Below are 16289 nucleotides of genomic sequence, written 5' to 3' on the forward strand. Positions count from 1 at the left end.
GCGCTCCGCCGTCCATGTGAGGAGGCCCCAGTGACCACCACATCCCTTCGCCGAGCGCTGGCCCGAGCCGGGGCGGGCAAGAGCATCGACCGCGAGGAAGCCATCGCCCTGCTCCAAGCGCGGGGAGAAGACCTCACCCGGCTGTGCTCCATCGCGGCCTCCATCCGGTCGGCGGGACTCGGGGACGCAGGACGGCCCGGTGTCGTGACGTACAGCAAGAAGGTGTTCGTCCCGCTCACGCGACTGTGCAGGGACCGCTGCCACTACTGCACCTTCGCCACCACCCCGGGCCGGGTGGAGGAGGCGTACCTCACCCCCGATCAGGTGCTGGACATCGCCAGCGAGGGCGCCCGACTGGGCTGCAAGGAAGTCCTCTTCACCCTTGGAGACCGGCCGGAGGACCGCTGGCAGGCCGCGCGCGACTGGCTCGACGCCCGCGGCTACGAGGACACCCTGTCCTACCTCCGCGCGATGGCGATCCTCGTCCTGGAGCAGACCGGGCTGATCCCGCACCTCAACCCCGGGGTGATGTCCTGGGCGGAACTGCAGAAGCTCAAGCCTGTGGCCGGATCGATGGGCCTGATGCTGGAGACCACCGCGCGCTCGCTGTGGGCTGAACCGGGCGGCTGCCACTACGGTTCACCGGACAAGGAACCGGCACTCCGGCTGCGAACCATCGAGGACGCCTCCCGGACCAACATCCCCTTCACGACGGGGATCTTGATCGGCATCGGAGAGCGTCCCGCCGACCGCGTCGACTCTCTGCTGGAGCTCCGCCGCCTCGCCCGGCAGTACGGCGCGGTCCAGGAAGTGATCGTGCAGAATTTCCGGTCCAAACCCGGCACGGCCATGATGGCCACGCCGGACGCGGATCTGGAGGAATACCTCGCTGTCATCGCGGTGGCACGGGTCCTGCTGGGCCCGCGGATGCGGATCCAGGCGCCGCCCAACCTCACCGACGCCGAAGAACTGCGTCTGCTGCTCGCCGCCGGCGTGGACGACTGGGGCGGGGTCTCGCCGCTGACTCCGGACCACGTGAACCCCGAGCGCCCGTGGCCCCAGTTGGAGCGCCTGGCCGAGCTGACCGCGGAGGCGGGCTTCGAACTGCGCGAGCGGCTGGCCGTGCAGCCGGAGTACATACGTGCCGGCAGCCCCTGGGCCGACGCCCGGGTGCTACCGCACCTGGAGGCACTGGCGGACGAGGCCACAGGACTGGCGGCGGACGCTCTCCCGGTGGGCCTGCCCTGGCAGGAGACTGCCGACGTGGTCTCCTCCGGGCGCACCGACCTCCATGTCGCGATCGACCAGGAGGGTCGCAGGACCGGTACACGCGGCGACTTCGACAACGCCTTCGGCGACTGGCAGGCCCTGGCCGAGCAACTCGACAACAAACCGACAGGGAGCGGGGCGCGCGGCATCGAGCGGCTGGACGGCGACGTGGCCGCAGCCCTGCGTGCGGCCGAGCACGACCCGGCCGGCCTCACCCAGGAACAGGCACTGGCACTGGCGTACGCCGATGGACCAGAGCTCGACGCGCTGTGCCTGCTCGCCGACCAGGTCCGCCGCTCGGCCGTCGGCGACCTCGTCACCTATGTGGTCAACCGCAACATCAACTTCAGCAACGTCTGCTACGTCGGCTGCCGATTCTGTGCGTTCGCCCAGCGAGCCACCGACGCGGACGCCTACCGCCTCTCCCTGGATGAGGTCGGTGAACGCGTCGAGCAGGCATGGGATGTGGGCGCGACGGAGATCTGTATGCAGGGCGGCATCGACCCCGAGCTGCCCAGCACCGTCCACCTCGACCTGGCCCGCGAGGTCAAGCGACGTCGTCCCGACATCCATCTGCACGCCTTCTCACCGATGGAGATCATCAGCGGCGCCTCGCGCAGGGGGATCTCCGTCGCCGAATGGCTGACCGAGGCACGCGCCGCGGGCGTCGACTCCCTGCCGGGCACAGCCGCCGAGATACTCGACGACGAGGTCCGCTGGGTCCTCACCAAGGGGAAGTTGCCGGCGGCGGAATGGCTCCGCGTCATCCGCACCGCGCACGAACTCGGCGTCAGAACGACGGCCACCATGATGTACGGCCACGTCGACGAGCCACGTCACTGGGTCGACCACATGCGAACACTGGTTCAGCTGCAACGGGAAACAGGCGGGTTCACGGAGTTCGTACCCCTGCCTTTCGTGCACCAGAGCTCGCCCATCTATCTGGCGGGCATCGCCCGTCCAGGCCCCTCGCGCCGCGACAACCGCGCCGTACACGCCCTGGCCCGGCTGCTCATGCACGGCCAGATCGACAACATCGAGTGCTCTTGGGTGAAACTGTCTCCCGAGCAGTGCGAGGAGATGCTGCGCGGCGGAGCCAACGACCTCGGCGGCACGCTGATGGAGGAGACGATCAGCCGGATGGCGGGATCGACCAACGGATCGATGAAGACGGTCGCCGGGATCAAGGAACTGGCGGCCGCGGCAGGCAGGCCCACTCGGCAGCGCACCACCACTTACGGCTTCGTCACCCCCGAACGAGCGCAAGCCGCAGGCAGGTTCGACGCGGAAGTGCACCGCGTCGTGCCGCTCAGCGTCGGATTCGTTCGGTGACGCCATGGCCGTGGGCGGTCGTCGTCCCGCAAAAGGATCTCCGGCTGGCCAAGAGCCGGATGGAACTGGACGGCCGGGACCGCCGACGAGTGGCCCGCGCGCTCCTGCGCGACACTGTGACAGCCGCACGGGCGACTCCCGGGGTCTGCGAAGTGATCGTCGTCCTCGACCGGGCCCGGGACCTCGCCGCGATCCAAGACCTGGGTGTCCACCATGTCCTGGCTCCAGGGTCAGGCCTCAACGAGGCGCTGGCCCTGGGTGAGCGGGCGGCGCGGGCGGTCCGTCCACGGTGCGGCGTGGCCGCGCTGCCCGCAGACCTCCCGCTCATCGAACCGGCCGTCCTCGGCCATGCCCTCGCCCTGGCACGCACCCGCGACCGGACATTCGTCGCCGACGCGGACCATCGCGGCACCACGTTGCTGACGGCGGCTCCGGGACACTCACTGCACTCGGCGTACGGCATCGGCTCGAGGGACGCCCACCGCCGAACCGGCGCCTTCGAACTGACCGGACCTCGCTTCGCGCCCCTGCGACTCGACGTCGACCACCTCGACCATCTGCTGCTCGTCGCACCGATCGCGCACCACGCGAACCTCTCCGAGGCGCTCGCCCGGCTCGATCCCAGCACGTTCGGGCATTCCCCGTCCGCACCTCCCTGTCTTGGAGCACACCGATGAGCTTGTTGAGCGACAAAGCCGCGATCGTCACGGGCGGTGCCCAGGGCATCGGGCTGTCGATCGTCGAGACATTCCTGCGTGAGGGTGCGCGCGTGGTCATCGCCGACCTGGACGCCCAGGCCGGTCGCCGCGCCGCCGAACTCCTCGACGCGGGTGACAACGTCACGGTCGTTGCCTGTGACGTCACTGACGCCGGTGACGTCCGGGCCGCCGTCGACCGGTGCGTCTCCACATACGGCTGCCTCGACGTCATGGTCAACAACGCGGGCATCACCCGGGACGCGACCATGCGGACGATGACCGAGGCACAGTTCGAGCAGGTGATCGACGTCCACCTCAAGGGTTGTTGGAACGGCACGCGCTTGGCCGCCGCCGTGATGCGTGAACAGCGCTCCGGTGCCGTCGTGAACCTCTCCTCCATTTCCGGCAAGGTCGGCTTCGTCGGCCAGACCAACTATTCGGCGGCCAAAGCCGGCATCGTCGGCCTCACCAAGGCCGCGGCCAAGGAGATGGCGCATCACGGGGTACGAGTGAACGCCATCGCGCCAGGCCTCATCCGCTCACCGATGACCGAGGTGATGCCGGCACCCATCTGGGAAGCCAAACTGGCCGAGATTCCGATGCAACGGGTCGGCGAGGCATCAGAGGTGGCGTCGGTCGCGCTCTTCCTCGCATCAAGCCTGGCGTCCTACGTCACGGGCACGGTGATGGAAGTGACCGGAGGCCGCCACATGTGATCAACGACTACACGGTGCCTTCGAGTACCGAGGGCTCAGAGCATGCGCCGACGCACCACACAAGCGTCCAGATCGGGGCGGCCGAGAGCGCTCGGAGCTGCCGCCCCCCTCCGGCTGAACGTGCGTGACCGGGTCGCACCCCTGCCCGCGCCACATGTCCTTGGCTAGGGTGCGACCATGGCCAGCGCTCGTGTCCACGAACCCGCCTTGCTGGACCCCAAGGGCCCGGTGATCACAGCGGTCGCGTGCACCGTGGGCGCGGCCCTGTTCCTGGGCGCGGGAGGGGCCTTCGTCTACGTCACCGTCCGCACTGTCGCCGACCTCGATGCGACGGGCAGCGGCTGGGTGTGGGCCGGCGCCGGCCTCGCCCTGGCCGCGGCGTTCATCGCCTGCGTCGGGCTGTCCACCCTCCTCTCCGCGCGCGAGGACCGGCGTGCCACGCTCCGACTCGCCGCGCTGGGCGTCGACGCGACCGCGCTGGTTCTGGCGGTCGCCTCCGCTCCGCCGACCAACGACCACTACGACCAGGTCCGCCTCCTGATGCGCATCAGCGGCCCCGGTTTCGAACCGTTCGAGTGCAGCGATGAAGTCCCGGACTACCGGTTCGGCAGCGCCACACAGGGGACGGTGCTGTCGGCCCGGGTCGATCCGGTCACCCGAGCGTTCACCATCGAGCGACCGCCTGGGCCCCCGGTACCGCCTCCGGAGGCGCGTGCCGAGGCATGACCCCGGTGGCTGCGGCTTACGAGACGGCGGGCCACACCGCGACTGCTCAAGCCGCGTCCTGCCACCGGTGGATCAGAAATCGCGGGAGACGCCGAGGTCCGCGGGCCGGCCGACCGATCGTCCGACGGCTGTTGGCTGGTTGGTCACGGGGGTCCGACGGCCGCCGCACGTCACCGCGGTACGCCGACAGCGGCGGCCTGACGCGTCGAAGTCACCCGCAGAGGTATACGCGGTGCGGATCATGAAGGGCGACAGTGACCCCGATGATCACGAGAGACAACCCCAACTGCCCTTTCAGAGCCGCAACCGACCGTTGCTTCGCCTCCGACTGCTGCAGGGGTATCCGATAGGCGAGTACGGTCGCAACCACGCTGATGATGACCAGGGCCATGACCGCGATCACCCTGGAGGGGTCGAACATCTCGCGCGAGGTTGCCGGCCATGCGCCAGGGGAGATGCATCCGGTGCTGAAGGCCAACACGAGCTCGCCGGGGCACCACAGAGCGGCGCCGATGCAGACCGCCTCCACCGCCACGAACACCAGGCCCGACTTCCAGACCTGCTTGGCCTTCACACCCTCTGGCAATGTCAGCCCCTCTCGACTGCGCGTAGTGAAGTGCGGACGAGTGTTGCGCGGCGTTTCTGGTTCAGCGGATCGGGGTGGGGCTGCCTGTGCCGGACCAGGCCACGGAGGCCGGGTATCGGGTCGGATCAACGGGGCAGCTGCGGTCGGGGTGCGGGCTTCACGACGTGGCCCAGGGTGACCAGCCCGATCCCGATCACCAGCGCGGTGGCGCCGCCGAACCGTGCGGAACAGACCACGAGCAGCACGCCGACTCCCCAGAGCCTGGGGCGGTGGATCCATCTCGCCGGCTGTGGGCCGGGCATGCGTCCGAGCAGCAGGGCATGGATGCCGAGCACGGTGACCGCAAAGACGACGAGCCCAGCGACGAGCAGTGACAGGAGCAGAGTCAGAGCCATGTCATCGATCCTCGGGAGGTAGAGGAGCAACCGCTCTCCACCGGGGACGGTTGTCGAGCGTCATCTTGCCAGCAGTGTTGAACATGTTCAAATAGTTGTCCGGATGCTGACGCGAGCCCGCAATCGTCCATGCCGAGCACCAGCGATGGCGGACGCTGGGCTGCCGGGCGTCAGGTGAGGGGCCCGCTCGCAGGCCAGGCGCTGGCCAGGCGCAGGCGGGCGTGGCGCCGGAGCCACTGTGGCCCGGCCATCAACTCCGGCTGCGGCGGCGGTCGGAGTGACTGAGAGCCTAGAGGTGGGCGCCGTGTCGTGTGGGCCGCGCTGAGCGAGTTCGCGGCTGTGTGATGCGAAGGGGGCCCAGTCGGGCGGCGCCTTGTGCCCGCTCGTGGGCTTCGCCCGGTTCGTGGTGGCGTATGTGTTCGCCCCCGCTCCCATGGCTCCCGCCCTGGACGGACGTCGACGATCAACTGACCCCGCGAGCGCGAGGGTGAACGGCCCGCAGGCGCCGCTCCTGATCACTGCGGGTGGCCGCCGTCAGCGCCTCCTGGCCGACGCCACCCAGCGGCATCACCGTCGACCACCACCACGAACGTCATGCCGACGGTCCACCAGTCGCCACTGACCAGCGTGGTTACCGCCTGCCCGGACCCACGGGGGTCGCCGTCCCCGAGTCCTCAGGGGCGAACGCGGATGATCGTCTTTCCCTTGCGCCGCTCGGTCGGATTGAGGGCGGCGACGGCGGCGTCGAGGGTCGAGACGTCACCGATGTTCGTCCGCAGCCTTCCGTCGCGCACCCGCTGCACGATCTCGCCCAGTTCGGCTCGATCGGCCTCGACCACGAAGTCCACCGCCAGGCCCTCGGCGGGTCGTGCCTCGACCGGACCGACGACGGACACGAGCGTTCCTCCAGCCTTGATCAGGGCGGTGGATCGCTTCTGGACGTCGCCACCGAGGACGTCGAAGACGAGATCGACGGCGCCGACGTCCTCCAGCGTGTCGTGCTCGAGGTCGACGAACTCGTGCGAGCCGAAGTCGAGTGCCTTCTCGCGGTCGCCGGCCCGCCCGGTGCCGATGACGTAGGCGCCGGCCTCCCGTGCGAGCTGGGTCACCATCGTCCCTACCGCGCCGGCCGCGCCGTGGGCGAGGACGGTCTGGCCGGGCTGAAGGCGGCCGTGCTGGAACAGTCCCTGCCATGCGGTCAGCCCTGAGATGGGCAGGGAGGCGCCCACCGTGTAGTCGACGTCGCCGGGCAGGGGCGCGAGGTTACGTGCCTCGATCGCCACGTACTCCGCCAGGGTGCCGTCGCGGTGCCAGTCGGCGAGGCCGAACACCCGCTGGCCGACCGACAGCCCCGTCGTGCCGTAGCCGAGGGCGGTGACCACTCCGGCCAACTCGTGGCCGGGGATCGACGGGGTCTTGTCACGGCCGGCGCGATCGGTCCAGGTCGACGGCCACTCCAGCTCGGTGGGCACGAAGCCCGATGCGTGAATCCGGACGATGACGTCGTTGATCGCCGCAGACGGCTCCGGCCGCTCCTCCAGCGTCATCCCGGCCGTTCCCGTGGTCCGGTCCCTCACCACGATCGCCTTCATGGGAATTGCCTCCTTGGTCGTTTGTCTCTTCGGTGCAGACGCTGCCGGGATGGAGGACCCGTCCGGCAGCCCCTCGACGGGGTGACAGGAGACGTCCGGCCGATTCGGACAGTGCCGGTCGGACTGCTCCTCGTGCGTCGGCACCTCTCCGATCGTAGGAGCGGACCAGCCCAAGAGTTTGGTCCATTTTCATGGCAGAACCTTGGGCCAACCAGGGCCCTCTCGACCGCGAGGCGCGGCATCACCGCACGCTTGGGGTGCCGCGTCGCGTCGGCGGGCGTCGGCGGGTGCTGCGAGGCCGTCCGCCGCGGTTGCGCCCTCGGCCGGTGGTTCGGACTGGCGACACGGAGCCCTGAGACTTGATAGGCAAGCCGACACTTGCCTAAGGTGACGGAGTGGCCGACGACATTTTCAAAGCCTTGGCCGACGCCACCCGCCGCACCATCCTCGACGAGCTCGCGCTGAAGTCCGGACAGACCTTGTTCGAGATCTGCTCGCGACTGTCCATGAAGCACCAGCTCGGCCTTTCGCGGCAGGCGGTCTCCCAGCACCTCGCCGTGCTGGAAGCCGCCGGTCTCGTCGAGACGCGGCGGGAGGGCCGTTACAAATTCCATGACCTGAACACCTCGCCGCTGCGGCGGATCACCGAACGATGGCCCGTGCCCGACCCCTCCCCACCGGAAGAAGTCACCCCATGAAGATCCACCTGACCAGCGTCTTCGTCGACGACCAGGCCAAGGCCGAGCACTTCTACACCGAGATCCTCGGCTTCGTGAAGAAGCACGACGTCCCGCTCGGTGAGCAGGCCCGGTGGCTGACCGTCGTCTCGCCCGAGCAACTCGACGGCACCGAACTCCTTCTGGAACCCGCCGGGCACCCGGCCGTCAAGCCCTACCGCGACGCCCTCGTCCAGGACGGCATCCCCCTCGCCCAGTTCGCGGTCGACGACGTACAGGGGGAGTACGAGCGCCTCCTCGGTCTCGGCGTCCACTTCACTCAGGAGCCTCTGGAGATGGGCCCCGTCACCACGGCCGTTTTCGATGACACCTGCGGCAACCTGATCCAGATCGCCTCACAGCCGCGGTAAAGCATCCTGCTGGCACGCGGCTGAGGTTCTCCACCGGTCCTGTGTCAGGTCCTTCGTGGGTGTCGTTACGAGCCTGCCGCGGGGCCGCCGTCGCCGAGACCTTTCACGTCGACCTTGGGCGCGTCGACCAGGGCGCACGGCTCGTGGGACCAGTTCCACCACACCCCTGCCGTGGTCCCGGCGACCAGCAGGCCGCCGCCGAGTGAAACAGTCAACCTGGTCATGTGCACCTTCCCCCGGCACCAGTTGACTGACGTAGTGCACGAGCGGCCGGTTTCCGTGCGCAACGACGCCGGTCGATTGTCGACGCCGGTCGGGATGTGCGCTGGGAGAGTGGTGGCTTGCTGTCGGGCGCTGGTGCCGTGGTCGCGGAGAACCTCTGATCTTGCTCAAAACCAGTAGTTCTGCGCATGTCGGAGACATAGGTTCATCCGACTGCAAAAAGTAACGACGGGGGCGTTCGGGCGATGGCGAAGAAGCCGGTACGTGCGGCACTGGGCGATGTCTGGCTCAACTGCCAGGTCTGCAAAGGGGATCTGTTCCGAGAGCGGGATGTCCTGCTCAACAGCACCGGCATGGAGTTCATGAAGTTGGCCTGGGCCGACGAGAGCGCCACCGGCCTGATCTGCTGGCGGTGCGGCTATGTCCACCTCTTCGTCAACAGGGACATCAAGCTCTACCGGGCGGACAAGTAGACGACCACCTGCGGTGGCTGGCACCAGCAGCCGGGGCCGGCTGCCCGCGCGTCCAGCGTATGCGGGGTGTCGCCTCCCGCATGGGCATCAGCTGCGTGACGTCGTGACGGTGCCCGCCGGTTGGCTCAGCGTCGCGGTCGGCATCCAGGTGGCCTCAGTGGGGCAGTGCAACATGGACTGGCCGTCGGGGGATTCCTTCTCGCGCTGCCAGGTGTCGCGGCTACCTTCGGCGTCGGATGTACCAAGCGGCCACCAGCACGATGAGCATGGCAACGACGAAGGCCCACACGGTTGTTGTGCCGTGGTAGGAGCGGTAGGCAATCAGAGCAAGCATGTTCAGGCGGATACCCCGGGCATACGGCTTCAGCGTCTCTCGGCCATGCGGATGCACCAACAGTTGAGGCATGCGCACCGAGGAGATGCACTGCACCGGATACTGACCGCGTGCGCGTGTGTGTGAGTGCATGGGCTCGGATTCCGTCCGCCATGCGCCCTCACCTGCGACTACGAACGGTGCTTCCGCCGCCCGTCGTGCCCGGGGCCTTCCGCCGAGGCGAGGTGGGCCCGACAGGGCGAGACGGCTGACGGGGTTGGGGGGCGGGCCTTGCCGACCGTTCTCCTCGCCGTTCCGTGCGCTCCCGACTCGACTACGCTGGCGGAGCCATCACACGTGAACGAAGGACGCATCCGCACATGGCTCGCCCCTACAGCCCCGGACCGAAACAGTTCGTCTTCTCTGTAGGTGATGGCGACGACCAACAGGTCTCTGTGGGCGACCCTCAGGAAGCCTACGTGGCGTTCTCTGCGTTCTTCCGTGATCGGGATTCCGAGACCTACACCATCAGTGACGAACCGGCGGGGCAGCGATTGGTGCTCATGCCCGAGCGGGGTGTGATCTCCCGGACCGAAGAGGGGAACCGCCCTCGGTCGGAGCACCTCAAGGTCGACAGGGGCAATCGCTGTCTCCCGAGCGCGATGCTGTTCTTCGAGAACGGATATGAGGGGCTCGACCGCTTCGGCCAGTGGATCTCCGACGTAGCTCACCTCGACGCGTCACCGGAAGCCCGCGGTGCCGCCCGCGCCGCCACGATGACGACGGAAGCGGCGGCGATCGAGGAAGTCGCTCGGATCTGGGCAGATTCGGGCAGCGTGGACCCCAGCGGACGGCACCATGTGTTCTTCGACGCGCACAGCGTCGACGATGACCGAGCCGAACGGGCCGAACTGCTCATGCTGCTCGAGTTCCTGGGCATCGAACGAGTCGACGCCCCGGCCGAGAGGGCACGGGGCGAAGTCTGGGTGCGCACCGACCCGCGCCTCGACGTGGAATGTGCACGGTGGTCGTGAACAGGTGGCACGGGTGGTGGGGTGACGACATCGCCGTGACGCCGGCCGGGCGCCGCTCCGGGGAGGACTGAGCCGATGAGAGACGTCGTCTTTGCGCGCCGGAGCGGCTGGATCCCGAACGTGATCCGTGAGGACGGCGAACTGAAGCTGATGCTCGGTGCCGGGGCCGACGCCAACCACGATCCCCGCACGTTCACGTTCCCGATCAGCGAAGCGCACCTTGAGGTGATCCAGGAGGACCTGGCCAGACACCTGCTGCTGTGGAGCGCGGTCCTTCCGCTGTGCGACGCCGCCGGGCCCCGGGGCCGACTCGACGAGAACGCTGCCGTCGCGCTCCTGGACCCGATCCTCCTCGCCGCTCCCGGGGACGTCGACGCGCTCTTCCAGCGCATCCGTTGGGACAGGAGACGTCTCATCGCGCACGGGGCCGACATCGGTCCACTGGAGCGCGGTCAGGTATGCGCGGCGATGCGCGCGGCGACGGAGACGGCGAACGAGAAACGAGCGCAGGAGTACCACGCGAACCACCGTAGGGCCGAGCGCGGAGCAGCACTCGGTCCCCTCGACGCCGCGATTCTGAGGTATACCGGCCAGTATCTGCACGGCGCGACCGTTCCGAGGCGGATGCCCGACGCCGTCGATCCCACTCTGCTGCCCGAGGTGATGCGGGTGATCGCCACTGCGGAGCGGGCGTGCGCCGGGATGCGGATCGGTCGCGATCCACGACGGGGAAAGCGCGCTACGGACAGGCGCGACTGGGCGCGGATGGAGACGACGGTCCAGGAGGTCGTGCGCCGTGCACATCCTGAACTCGTCGATGACGCTGTGCGCACCGTGGGCTTCCTGATGTGCTCGGAGGCCGCGGGCCGGGCTGGAAGCACGCCCATGGAGGACGTCGAGGCCGCTGCCGACCACCGCGCCGAACCCGGTGGCAGTGCGATGAAGACGGCCCTGTCGTTCACCGACGACAAAGGCGCCGAGAAGAGATGGCTACGGAACAGTCCGCGCACTGCCACCGCGGAGTTCTGGGAGTTCGTCGGGGATCGCTCCGCCGCGGACAACGAAGTGTTCACCATCGAGGACGAGGAGATGGGCGAAGGCATCCAGCTCCACTTCTACGCCGACTCCATCGCCCGGATCACGACCTTGCGCGAGGGTGAAGGCGGGGCGGATCCGGAGTACCGGGTCGAGTACAGCCTGGTCGACGGGATCGCCGGGTACCGCAGCCTGGTGAGCGCCTTCGTCCGCGGCGGCTGCGCCGCACTCGAACACCACGGCCCCTGGATGTCGGATGTCGCCGAGTTCGAACGCGCGCGTCGGCGGCGCGACACCCGGTAGCCCCGGATCCGGCCGGGGTGCGGGGGAGGGAGCCGGCGCACGCTCCGCCCAGCCCATGGGCGGAGCTCGGCAACACGATCCACCTGAGCGCGCTACGACCGGTGGCCGCCGGTTCCCAGGACCTTCATCTGGGCGGCCACGAGCGCCGCGGGAACCTGCTTGACCTTGTGGGCGTCGGTGTCGAACGCGGAGAAGACCGCCACGGTGGATCCCGAGCGGATGACCTGGAAGCTCTGGAGCGTCCTGACGGGATCGTCGCCGCCGACAGGAGAGGACGACACGACGTCGAGCCGGAACGAGACTCCGTCGTCGCCCTGATGAGGATCGCCGGCGGAGCGCAGGTTCTCGAAGGTCGTGTCCGTCGGCCACTTCACCGTGTAGGTCGTGCAGGTCGCCAGGGCCGACCGCAGTTCGTCCATCACCCGCACGGCGTCGGCCGCGCGATAGGACACGAGGTGGAAGGTGGAGGTTCCGCTCCTGGTCTGGGCCATACGCGTCACGCTGCCGAGCGGTGCGTACCTGCTGGCGCCGCCGCTGACGGCGGAGCTGACCGGCGCGCAGGACGCGGGACGCGTGTCCTCGGCGGACAGGGCACTGACGGTCCCGTCGCCGAAGCCGTCCGTGCCGGATCCCAGCCGGGTGACCTCCAGCCCCGGCAGGTCCCGCTTGCCGACCACGGCGCGTTCGAGCTGATCCTGCGTCAGGGGGCGCTGTGCCGGGCTCGTCGGCGTCGACGTCGTGGCGGGAGCCGTGCGCGCGGCGATTTCCGCGCCCGGCGCGTCGACCGCGGTGGAGCCCCCGCCCTTCTCGGCACCGCAGCCGACCGCTCCGAGGCCCAGGACCATGCCTGCGGCGCCGACGGCCCATCTTCGTATGACGACGTTCTTCACTGCCCACCCCTGGATCGCATCTGTGAGGGGGGATAGTACGGCCATGACCTCGGGTGTTGTCTCCTCGACCCCGGGCCCGACCCCGCTGGACGACAGGCGGAACGGCCCAATGGATCACTGCGTAGCCCGCTTCGCGGCGGTCTGTCCGGTCGGCGTCGCGGCGCGCCGGCGGCCCGCCTGCCGGTAGCCCTTCGCGGTGGGCCACGACGAGGAAATCGCGGGTGTCACCGGCCTGTTCGCAGGCTATTCTCCCCTCGTTCGATCATGAAGAGGTCCCAGGGGAGGGCTCATGGAGGACCGTGTGGAAATCACGGCGGGGGAGTACGTCGAGCTGGAGTACCAGCTGACGCGTGAGGACATGAGACAGGCGCTCACGGCGCGGGCCAAGGCGTCGGGCCGTGCCCAGCGGACCCAGCGGTTCGCCGTGATGGGTGTGGCCGTGCTCGTCGGCGTATCGGTGGTGCCGCTGGCGAAGGGTGAGGCCCCCGACACGCACTCGCTGGTGCTCGCCGGCTTCATCGCCGTGCTGATGTTCGTGCTGCAGCCCTGGCTCACGGCCCGCCAGTTCCACAAGATCGCGTCGCGGAACGGTGCGTACAGCGCCAGGGTCGACGACTCCGGTGCGACCGTCAGCAACACGGGTGGCTCCAGCCGGCTGAACTGGACCGCGGCCCCGCACTACGCCGAGACGGCCGACACCTTCGTCCTGCTCAGCGGGGACAAAGACGTCTCGTGCCTGACCGTGTTGCCCAAGCGGGGCGTGCGAGAGCTGGCGGACGTGGACGGAATCCGGACCCTGCTGGACCGGCACATCCGCAGGCTCTGACACCAGGGCTGTCGCAGCGAGCTCGAACGAGGCCTCGCCCTCCGAGCCGTCGAGGCGCAGGAGGCGTCGACCTCGTCACCGCCCGCGCCGCCCGCCTTGCCGCACCAGGCCGGCCGGGTCGTGCTCACCGCCGCCCACCCGGCTCGATCTGCCCGGCAGGCCGCCGCCGGCGCTGGGAGTTCGTTGAGCGTCTCGTTGCCGGAGATCCACACCAATGTCTTACGCGCCGCCTCGTGCGAGGCGTCGATCGTCCGATGCCCGATCGTGATCCGCGGGTGTGCAACCCCGTGTGATTCCCGGCTGTCTGAGAAACGCGCCGGAGGACGAGTCTTCGGCGCGTATCGGTTCAGAGATCGGGGATCAAGTGGGGAAGAAGCTCGGGAGAGCTGTCGTGGCCGGTGGCGCGGCCGCCGTGTTGACCGGCGTGGCCGCGGTTCCGGCCGGCGCGGCCGAAGGCGGGGCCTCGTTCACCCGCGTCCACGTGAACGGCGGCAAGCCGATCGTGATCGGGGTGTCGAACGAGGTGACGGCGCCCACCACTTTCAGGCTGACGACCACCCACAGATGGAAGTGGCCGGCGGTGTTCCTGTACCGCGGTGACGCGGGTGATCGACTGTGGCACGCCATCGAGACGAGCGACTGCATCAGGGTGAGCCCGAGCGTCTGCGACATCGACGAGACGATGTTCTTCGACCCGAGCGAGTGGGAGATGGAGAACAGCGAGGCCGGCGCTTGGAAGGTCGGAGCCGAGGTGTACTACGAGGATGCAGCCGGTAACACCGACGGCGGAGACACCGACGACGAGGGCCTCACCGTCTACGTCAAGCGCAACTCCCGTCTGACGGTCAACGCTTCACCCGAGCCCGTGACCAAGGGCAGCACCGTCACCGTGACCGGGAAGGTGACGCGAGCAAACTGGGAGACCAGGAAGTACGCCTCCTACGAAGGCCGCCTGGTGACCCTGCAGTTCAAGCCCAACGGAGCCACCTCCTACACCACGGTGAAGAAGGTGTACGCGAACGGCTCGGGCAATCTCAGGACAACGGTCAAGGCATCCAAGACGGGCACGTGGCGCTGGGTGTACTACGGCAACACCACCACCGGGCCGTCGACTTCGGCCGGCGACAACGTCGTAGTGAAGTGACCTCCCCGGGCGCACTCGCCTGCCGGCCACGAGCCGATGCCTGGGCTTTCGGGCCGAGTCCGCGGTCGCAGACGACACCGTCCTCGATGACGGCGGGACGACGGTGTCGAGTTTGCCGAGAACTCGTGTGCTATGAACGGGCATGGCATTGAAGATCGAGCGAACTGACGCGCGCGCGTGGCCGGATGAGCAGCTGAAGGAGCTCTTCAGTGAGGGCTTTCCGGAGTTCATCTCTGCCGACCGCCTGGTGAAGGAGTACATCGGCAGGGTCCGTGAGTGGTTCGCCTGTCTTGACCTCATGCTGGTGGATGAGCATGAGGTGCCCGTTGCGGCGGGCTGGGGTGTACCGATTCACTGGGACGGTCTGACCGGCACACTCCCCACCGGATACAGCCAAGCCCTTGTCCGCGCCGTCGAAGGCCGTGAGCGGGGGACCGAAGCCAACACCCTGGTCATCTGCGGAGCTGTCGTCACCCCGTCGCTGAAGGGCCGCGGACTTGCGGGTGAGATCCTCAAGGCTCTGCGCCGGACCGCCGAGGAAGCCGGCCTGGTCCGGATCGTCGTGCCGGTTCGCCCGACGATGAAGGCCCAGTATCCGTTGACACCCATCGAGTCCTTCATGAGGTGGAGCCGTGAGGACGGCATGGCACTTGACCCCTGGATACGGACCCATCAGCGTCTTGGTGCCGAGATCCTCGCGGCCGCGCCCGCTTCGCAGACGATGACCGGCAGGGTTGCCGAGTGGGAGCGGTGGACGGGAATGGTCTTCCCGGAATCGGGCGACTACGTGATTCCACAAGGCCTGACCGTGCTTCGGGTCGACCGCTCCGCAGATCGTGGCGTGTACAGCGAGCCCAATATCTGGATGCGGCACAACTGAACAGGGACAGTACGCGTGCCCATGGTGGCCCGGCACCGTGGGCACCCGGCTGTGACGCGGTGTCCGGCTGCCGTACCGGGCGGCTTCGGGCAGGGTTTCGGTAGGCATCAGGCGCTACGGAGGACAGATGGCAACGGTCAAGCAGTTTCAAGTCACCTTTGACTGCGCGGCACCTGAGCGGGTCGCCCGGTTCTGGTGCGAGGTGCTGGGGTACGTCGTCCCGCCGCCCCCGGACGGGTTCGCCACGTGGGACGATTTCAAGCTCGCGCAGCCCCCGGAGCAGCGGGATTCCTGGTTCGCCTGCACGGATCCCTCGGGTGTCGGCCCGCGGCTGTACTTTCAGCGGGTCCCTGAAGGGAAGGCAGTGAAGAACCGGCTGCACCTCGATGTGCGGGTCGGTACCGGACTGGTCGGTGAGGAGCGCCTCGCCGTACTCCAGGCCGAGTGTGCACGGCTGGTGGCGCTCGGCGCGGTACACGTGCAGAGCCTCTTCGCCGATGGCGTCAACGAGTCGTGCATCCCGATGCAGGACATCGAGGGCAACGAGTTCTGCATCGACTGAGGGCCTTGAAACGGCCGGTGCAGTGCCCGCAGGACGCCCATGGCGAGCACAGAGCCGAAGGAGAGGAACATCAGCCATAGCGGGCGAGGAGGAACCACTGTGCGCTACGGGCACCGTACGAAGGCTCAGGTGTAGCTGGATCCGGCGGGCCCGATCTGGGCGACGCTGAGCGACGCGGCGCCCAAGGTGCGGCCCGGACGATCCAC

General features: G+C 68.5%; 18 protein-coding genes. 13 read left to right on the forward strand and 5 right to left on the reverse strand.

Translation table 11 applies throughout. From position 1 onward, the window contains the following. Window positions 1–30 precede the first annotated feature (30 nt). The 4 genes from B0675_RS23960 to B0675_RS23975 all read left to right on the forward strand — a co-directional run bounded on the left by B0675_RS23960 (window position 31) and on the right by B0675_RS23975 (window position 4741). A complete protein-coding gene (locus B0675_RS23960; protein WP_081220887.1) occupies window positions 31–2601 on the forward strand; it encodes a bifunctional FO biosynthesis protein CofGH in 2571 nt (856 codons plus the stop codon). Beyond that, entirely contained in the window at window positions 2598–3278 is a 681-nt protein-coding gene (cofC, locus tag B0675_RS23965; RefSeq protein WP_143661083.1) for a 2-phospho-L-lactate guanylyltransferase, read from the forward strand. Before B0675_RS23960 ends, cofC begins: the two co-directional genes overlap by 4 nt. Beyond that, window positions 3275–4015 carry a 3-oxoacyl-ACP reductase FabG gene (gene fabG, locus B0675_RS23970; protein WP_081220892.1) on the forward strand — a complete coding sequence of 247 codons (741 nt, stop codon included), beginning with the start codon at window positions 3275–3277 and terminating at the stop codon, window positions 4013–4015. Before cofC ends, fabG begins: the two co-directional genes overlap by 4 nt. A 177-nt stretch (window positions 4016–4192) precedes the next feature. Continuing rightward, a complete protein-coding gene (locus B0675_RS23975; protein WP_081220895.1) occupies window positions 4193–4741 on the forward strand; it encodes a hypothetical protein in 549 nt (182 codons plus the stop codon). Window positions 4742–4952: 211 nt separating this feature from the next. Here the strand turns inward: B0675_RS23975 and B0675_RS23980 are convergent, their stop codons facing one another. The 3 genes from B0675_RS23980 to B0675_RS23990 form a co-directional block, all read right to left on the reverse strand. Further along, window positions 4953–5315, reverse strand: a complete 363-nt coding sequence (locus B0675_RS23980) for a hypothetical protein (protein ID WP_081220898.1) — start codon at window positions 5313–5315, stop codon at window positions 4953–4955. A 137-nt stretch (window positions 5316–5452) separates the two neighbouring features. Beyond that, a complete protein-coding gene (locus B0675_RS23985) occupies window positions 5453–5722 on the reverse strand; it encodes a hypothetical protein (protein ID WP_081220901.1) in 270 nt (89 codons plus the stop codon). Window positions 5723–6396: 674 nt separating this feature from the next. Then, window positions 6397–7314, reverse strand: a complete 918-nt coding sequence (locus B0675_RS23990) for an NADP-dependent oxidoreductase (RefSeq protein ID WP_081220904.1) — start codon at window positions 7312–7314, stop codon at window positions 6397–6399. Window positions 7315–7709: 395 nt separating this feature from the next. On the opposite strand from B0675_RS23990, the gene B0675_RS23995 reads away from it, so the two are divergent. Continuing rightward, window positions 7710–8012, forward strand: a complete 303-nt coding sequence (locus tag B0675_RS23995; protein ID WP_081220906.1) for a metalloregulator ArsR/SmtB family transcription factor — start codon at window positions 7710–7712, stop codon at window positions 8010–8012. Next, window positions 8009–8401, forward strand: a complete 393-nt coding sequence (locus B0675_RS24000) for a VOC family protein (protein ID WP_081220909.1) — start codon at window positions 8009–8011, stop codon at window positions 8399–8401. The genes B0675_RS23995 and B0675_RS24000 overlap by 4 nt, the downstream gene beginning before the upstream one ends. Window positions 8402–8466: 65 nt before the next feature. Here the strand turns inward: B0675_RS24000 and B0675_RS41425 are convergent, their stop codons facing one another. Next, window positions 8467–8625 (reverse strand): hypothetical protein, encoded by a 159-nt coding sequence (locus B0675_RS41425; protein WP_179165354.1) that lies wholly within the window; start codon window positions 8623–8625, stop codon window positions 8467–8469. 243 nt (window positions 8626–8868) lie between these two features. Here B0675_RS41425 and B0675_RS24005 point away from each other — a divergent pair, with 243 nt between their 5' ends. The 3 genes from B0675_RS24005 to B0675_RS24020 all read left to right on the forward strand — a co-directional run bounded on the left by B0675_RS24005 (window position 8869) and on the right by B0675_RS24020 (window position 11781). Beyond that, on the forward strand, window positions 8869–9096 hold the full coding sequence (locus B0675_RS24005) for a hypothetical protein (RefSeq protein ID WP_081220912.1): 228 nt from the start codon (window positions 8869–8871) through the stop codon (window positions 9094–9096). Between the two features lie 693 nt (window positions 9097–9789). Beyond that, entirely contained in the window at window positions 9790–10443 is a 654-nt protein-coding gene (locus tag B0675_RS24015; protein WP_081220917.1) for a hypothetical protein, read from the forward strand. 75 nt (window positions 10444–10518) lie between these two features. Next, a complete protein-coding gene (locus B0675_RS24020; protein WP_081220919.1) occupies window positions 10519–11781 on the forward strand; it encodes a DUF6357 family protein in 1263 nt (420 codons plus the stop codon). Between the two features lie 92 nt (window positions 11782–11873). Here B0675_RS24020 and B0675_RS24025 read toward each other — a convergent pair whose 3' ends face one another. Next, the gene (locus B0675_RS24025) at window positions 11874–12626 is read right to left on the reverse strand and encodes a hypothetical protein (RefSeq protein WP_081220922.1); all 753 of its coding nucleotides are present in this window, start codon (window positions 12624–12626) and stop codon (window positions 11874–11876) included. Between the two features lie 334 nt (window positions 12627–12960). Between B0675_RS24025 and B0675_RS24030 the strand changes: the two genes are divergently transcribed. From B0675_RS24030 to B0675_RS24050, 4 genes are all read left to right on the forward strand, one after another. Beyond that, window positions 12961–13497 carry a YcxB family protein gene (locus B0675_RS24030; RefSeq protein ID WP_081220924.1) on the forward strand — a complete coding sequence of 179 codons (537 nt, stop codon included), beginning with the start codon at window positions 12961–12963 and terminating at the stop codon, window positions 13495–13497. 364 nt (window positions 13498–13861) lie between these two features. Then, entirely contained in the window at window positions 13862–14641 is a 780-nt protein-coding gene (locus B0675_RS24040; protein ID WP_179165423.1) for a hypothetical protein, read from the forward strand. Between the two features lie 142 nt (window positions 14642–14783). Continuing rightward, a complete protein-coding gene (locus B0675_RS24045; RefSeq protein ID WP_081220933.1) occupies window positions 14784–15521 on the forward strand; it encodes a GNAT family N-acetyltransferase in 738 nt (245 codons plus the stop codon). A 127-nt stretch (window positions 15522–15648) separates the two neighbouring features. After that, entirely contained in the window at window positions 15649–16083 is a 435-nt protein-coding gene (locus B0675_RS24050; protein WP_081220936.1) for a VOC family protein, read from the forward strand. Window positions 16084–16289: the final 206 nt, after the last annotated feature.

This window comes from Streptomyces sp. M41(2017) (assembly GCF_002078175.1).
GTDB lineage: Bacteria > Actinomycetota > Actinomycetes > Streptomycetales > Streptomycetaceae > Streptomyces.

Excerpts from the sequence above, each read along its gene's own strand:
- fabG (WP_081220892.1), top strand. The coding sequence starts at position 3,275 with ATGAGCTTGTTGAGCGACAAAGCCGCGATCGTCACGGGCGGTGCCCAG.
- B0675_RS23975 (WP_081220895.1), top strand. The coding sequence starts at position 4,193 with ATGGCCAGCGCTCGTGTCCACGAACCCGCCTTGCTGGACCCCAAGGGC.
- B0675_RS23985 (WP_081220901.1), bottom strand. The coding sequence starts at position 5,722 with ATGGCTCTGACTCTGCTCCTGTCACTGCTCGTCGCTGGGCTCGTCGTC.
- B0675_RS23990 (WP_081220904.1), bottom strand. The coding sequence starts at position 7,314 with ATGAAGGCGATCGTGGTGAGGGACCGGACCACGGGAACGGCCGGGATG.
- B0675_RS24000 (WP_081220909.1), top strand. The coding sequence starts at position 8,009 with ATGAAGATCCACCTGACCAGCGTCTTCGTCGACGACCAGGCCAAGGCC.
- B0675_RS41425 (WP_179165354.1), bottom strand. The coding sequence starts at position 8,625 with ATGACCAGGTTGACTGTTTCACTCGGCGGCGGCCTGCTGGTCGCCGGG.
- B0675_RS24005 (WP_081220912.1), top strand. The coding sequence starts at position 8,869 with ATGGCGAAGAAGCCGGTACGTGCGGCACTGGGCGATGTCTGGCTCAAC.
- B0675_RS24015 (WP_081220917.1), top strand. The coding sequence starts at position 9,790 with ATGGCTCGCCCCTACAGCCCCGGACCGAAACAGTTCGTCTTCTCTGTA.
- B0675_RS24020 (WP_081220919.1), top strand. The coding sequence starts at position 10,519 with ATGAGAGACGTCGTCTTTGCGCGCCGGAGCGGCTGGATCCCGAACGTG.
- B0675_RS24025 (WP_081220922.1), bottom strand. The coding sequence starts at position 12,626 with ATGGTCCTGGGCCTCGGAGCGGTCGGCTGCGGTGCCGAGAAGGGCGGG.
- B0675_RS24030 (WP_081220924.1), top strand. The coding sequence starts at position 12,961 with ATGGAGGACCGTGTGGAAATCACGGCGGGGGAGTACGTCGAGCTGGAG.
- B0675_RS24045 (WP_081220933.1), top strand. The coding sequence starts at position 14,784 with ATGGCATTGAAGATCGAGCGAACTGACGCGCGCGCGTGGCCGGATGAG.
- B0675_RS24050 (WP_081220936.1), top strand. The coding sequence starts at position 15,649 with ATGGCAACGGTCAAGCAGTTTCAAGTCACCTTTGACTGCGCGGCACCT.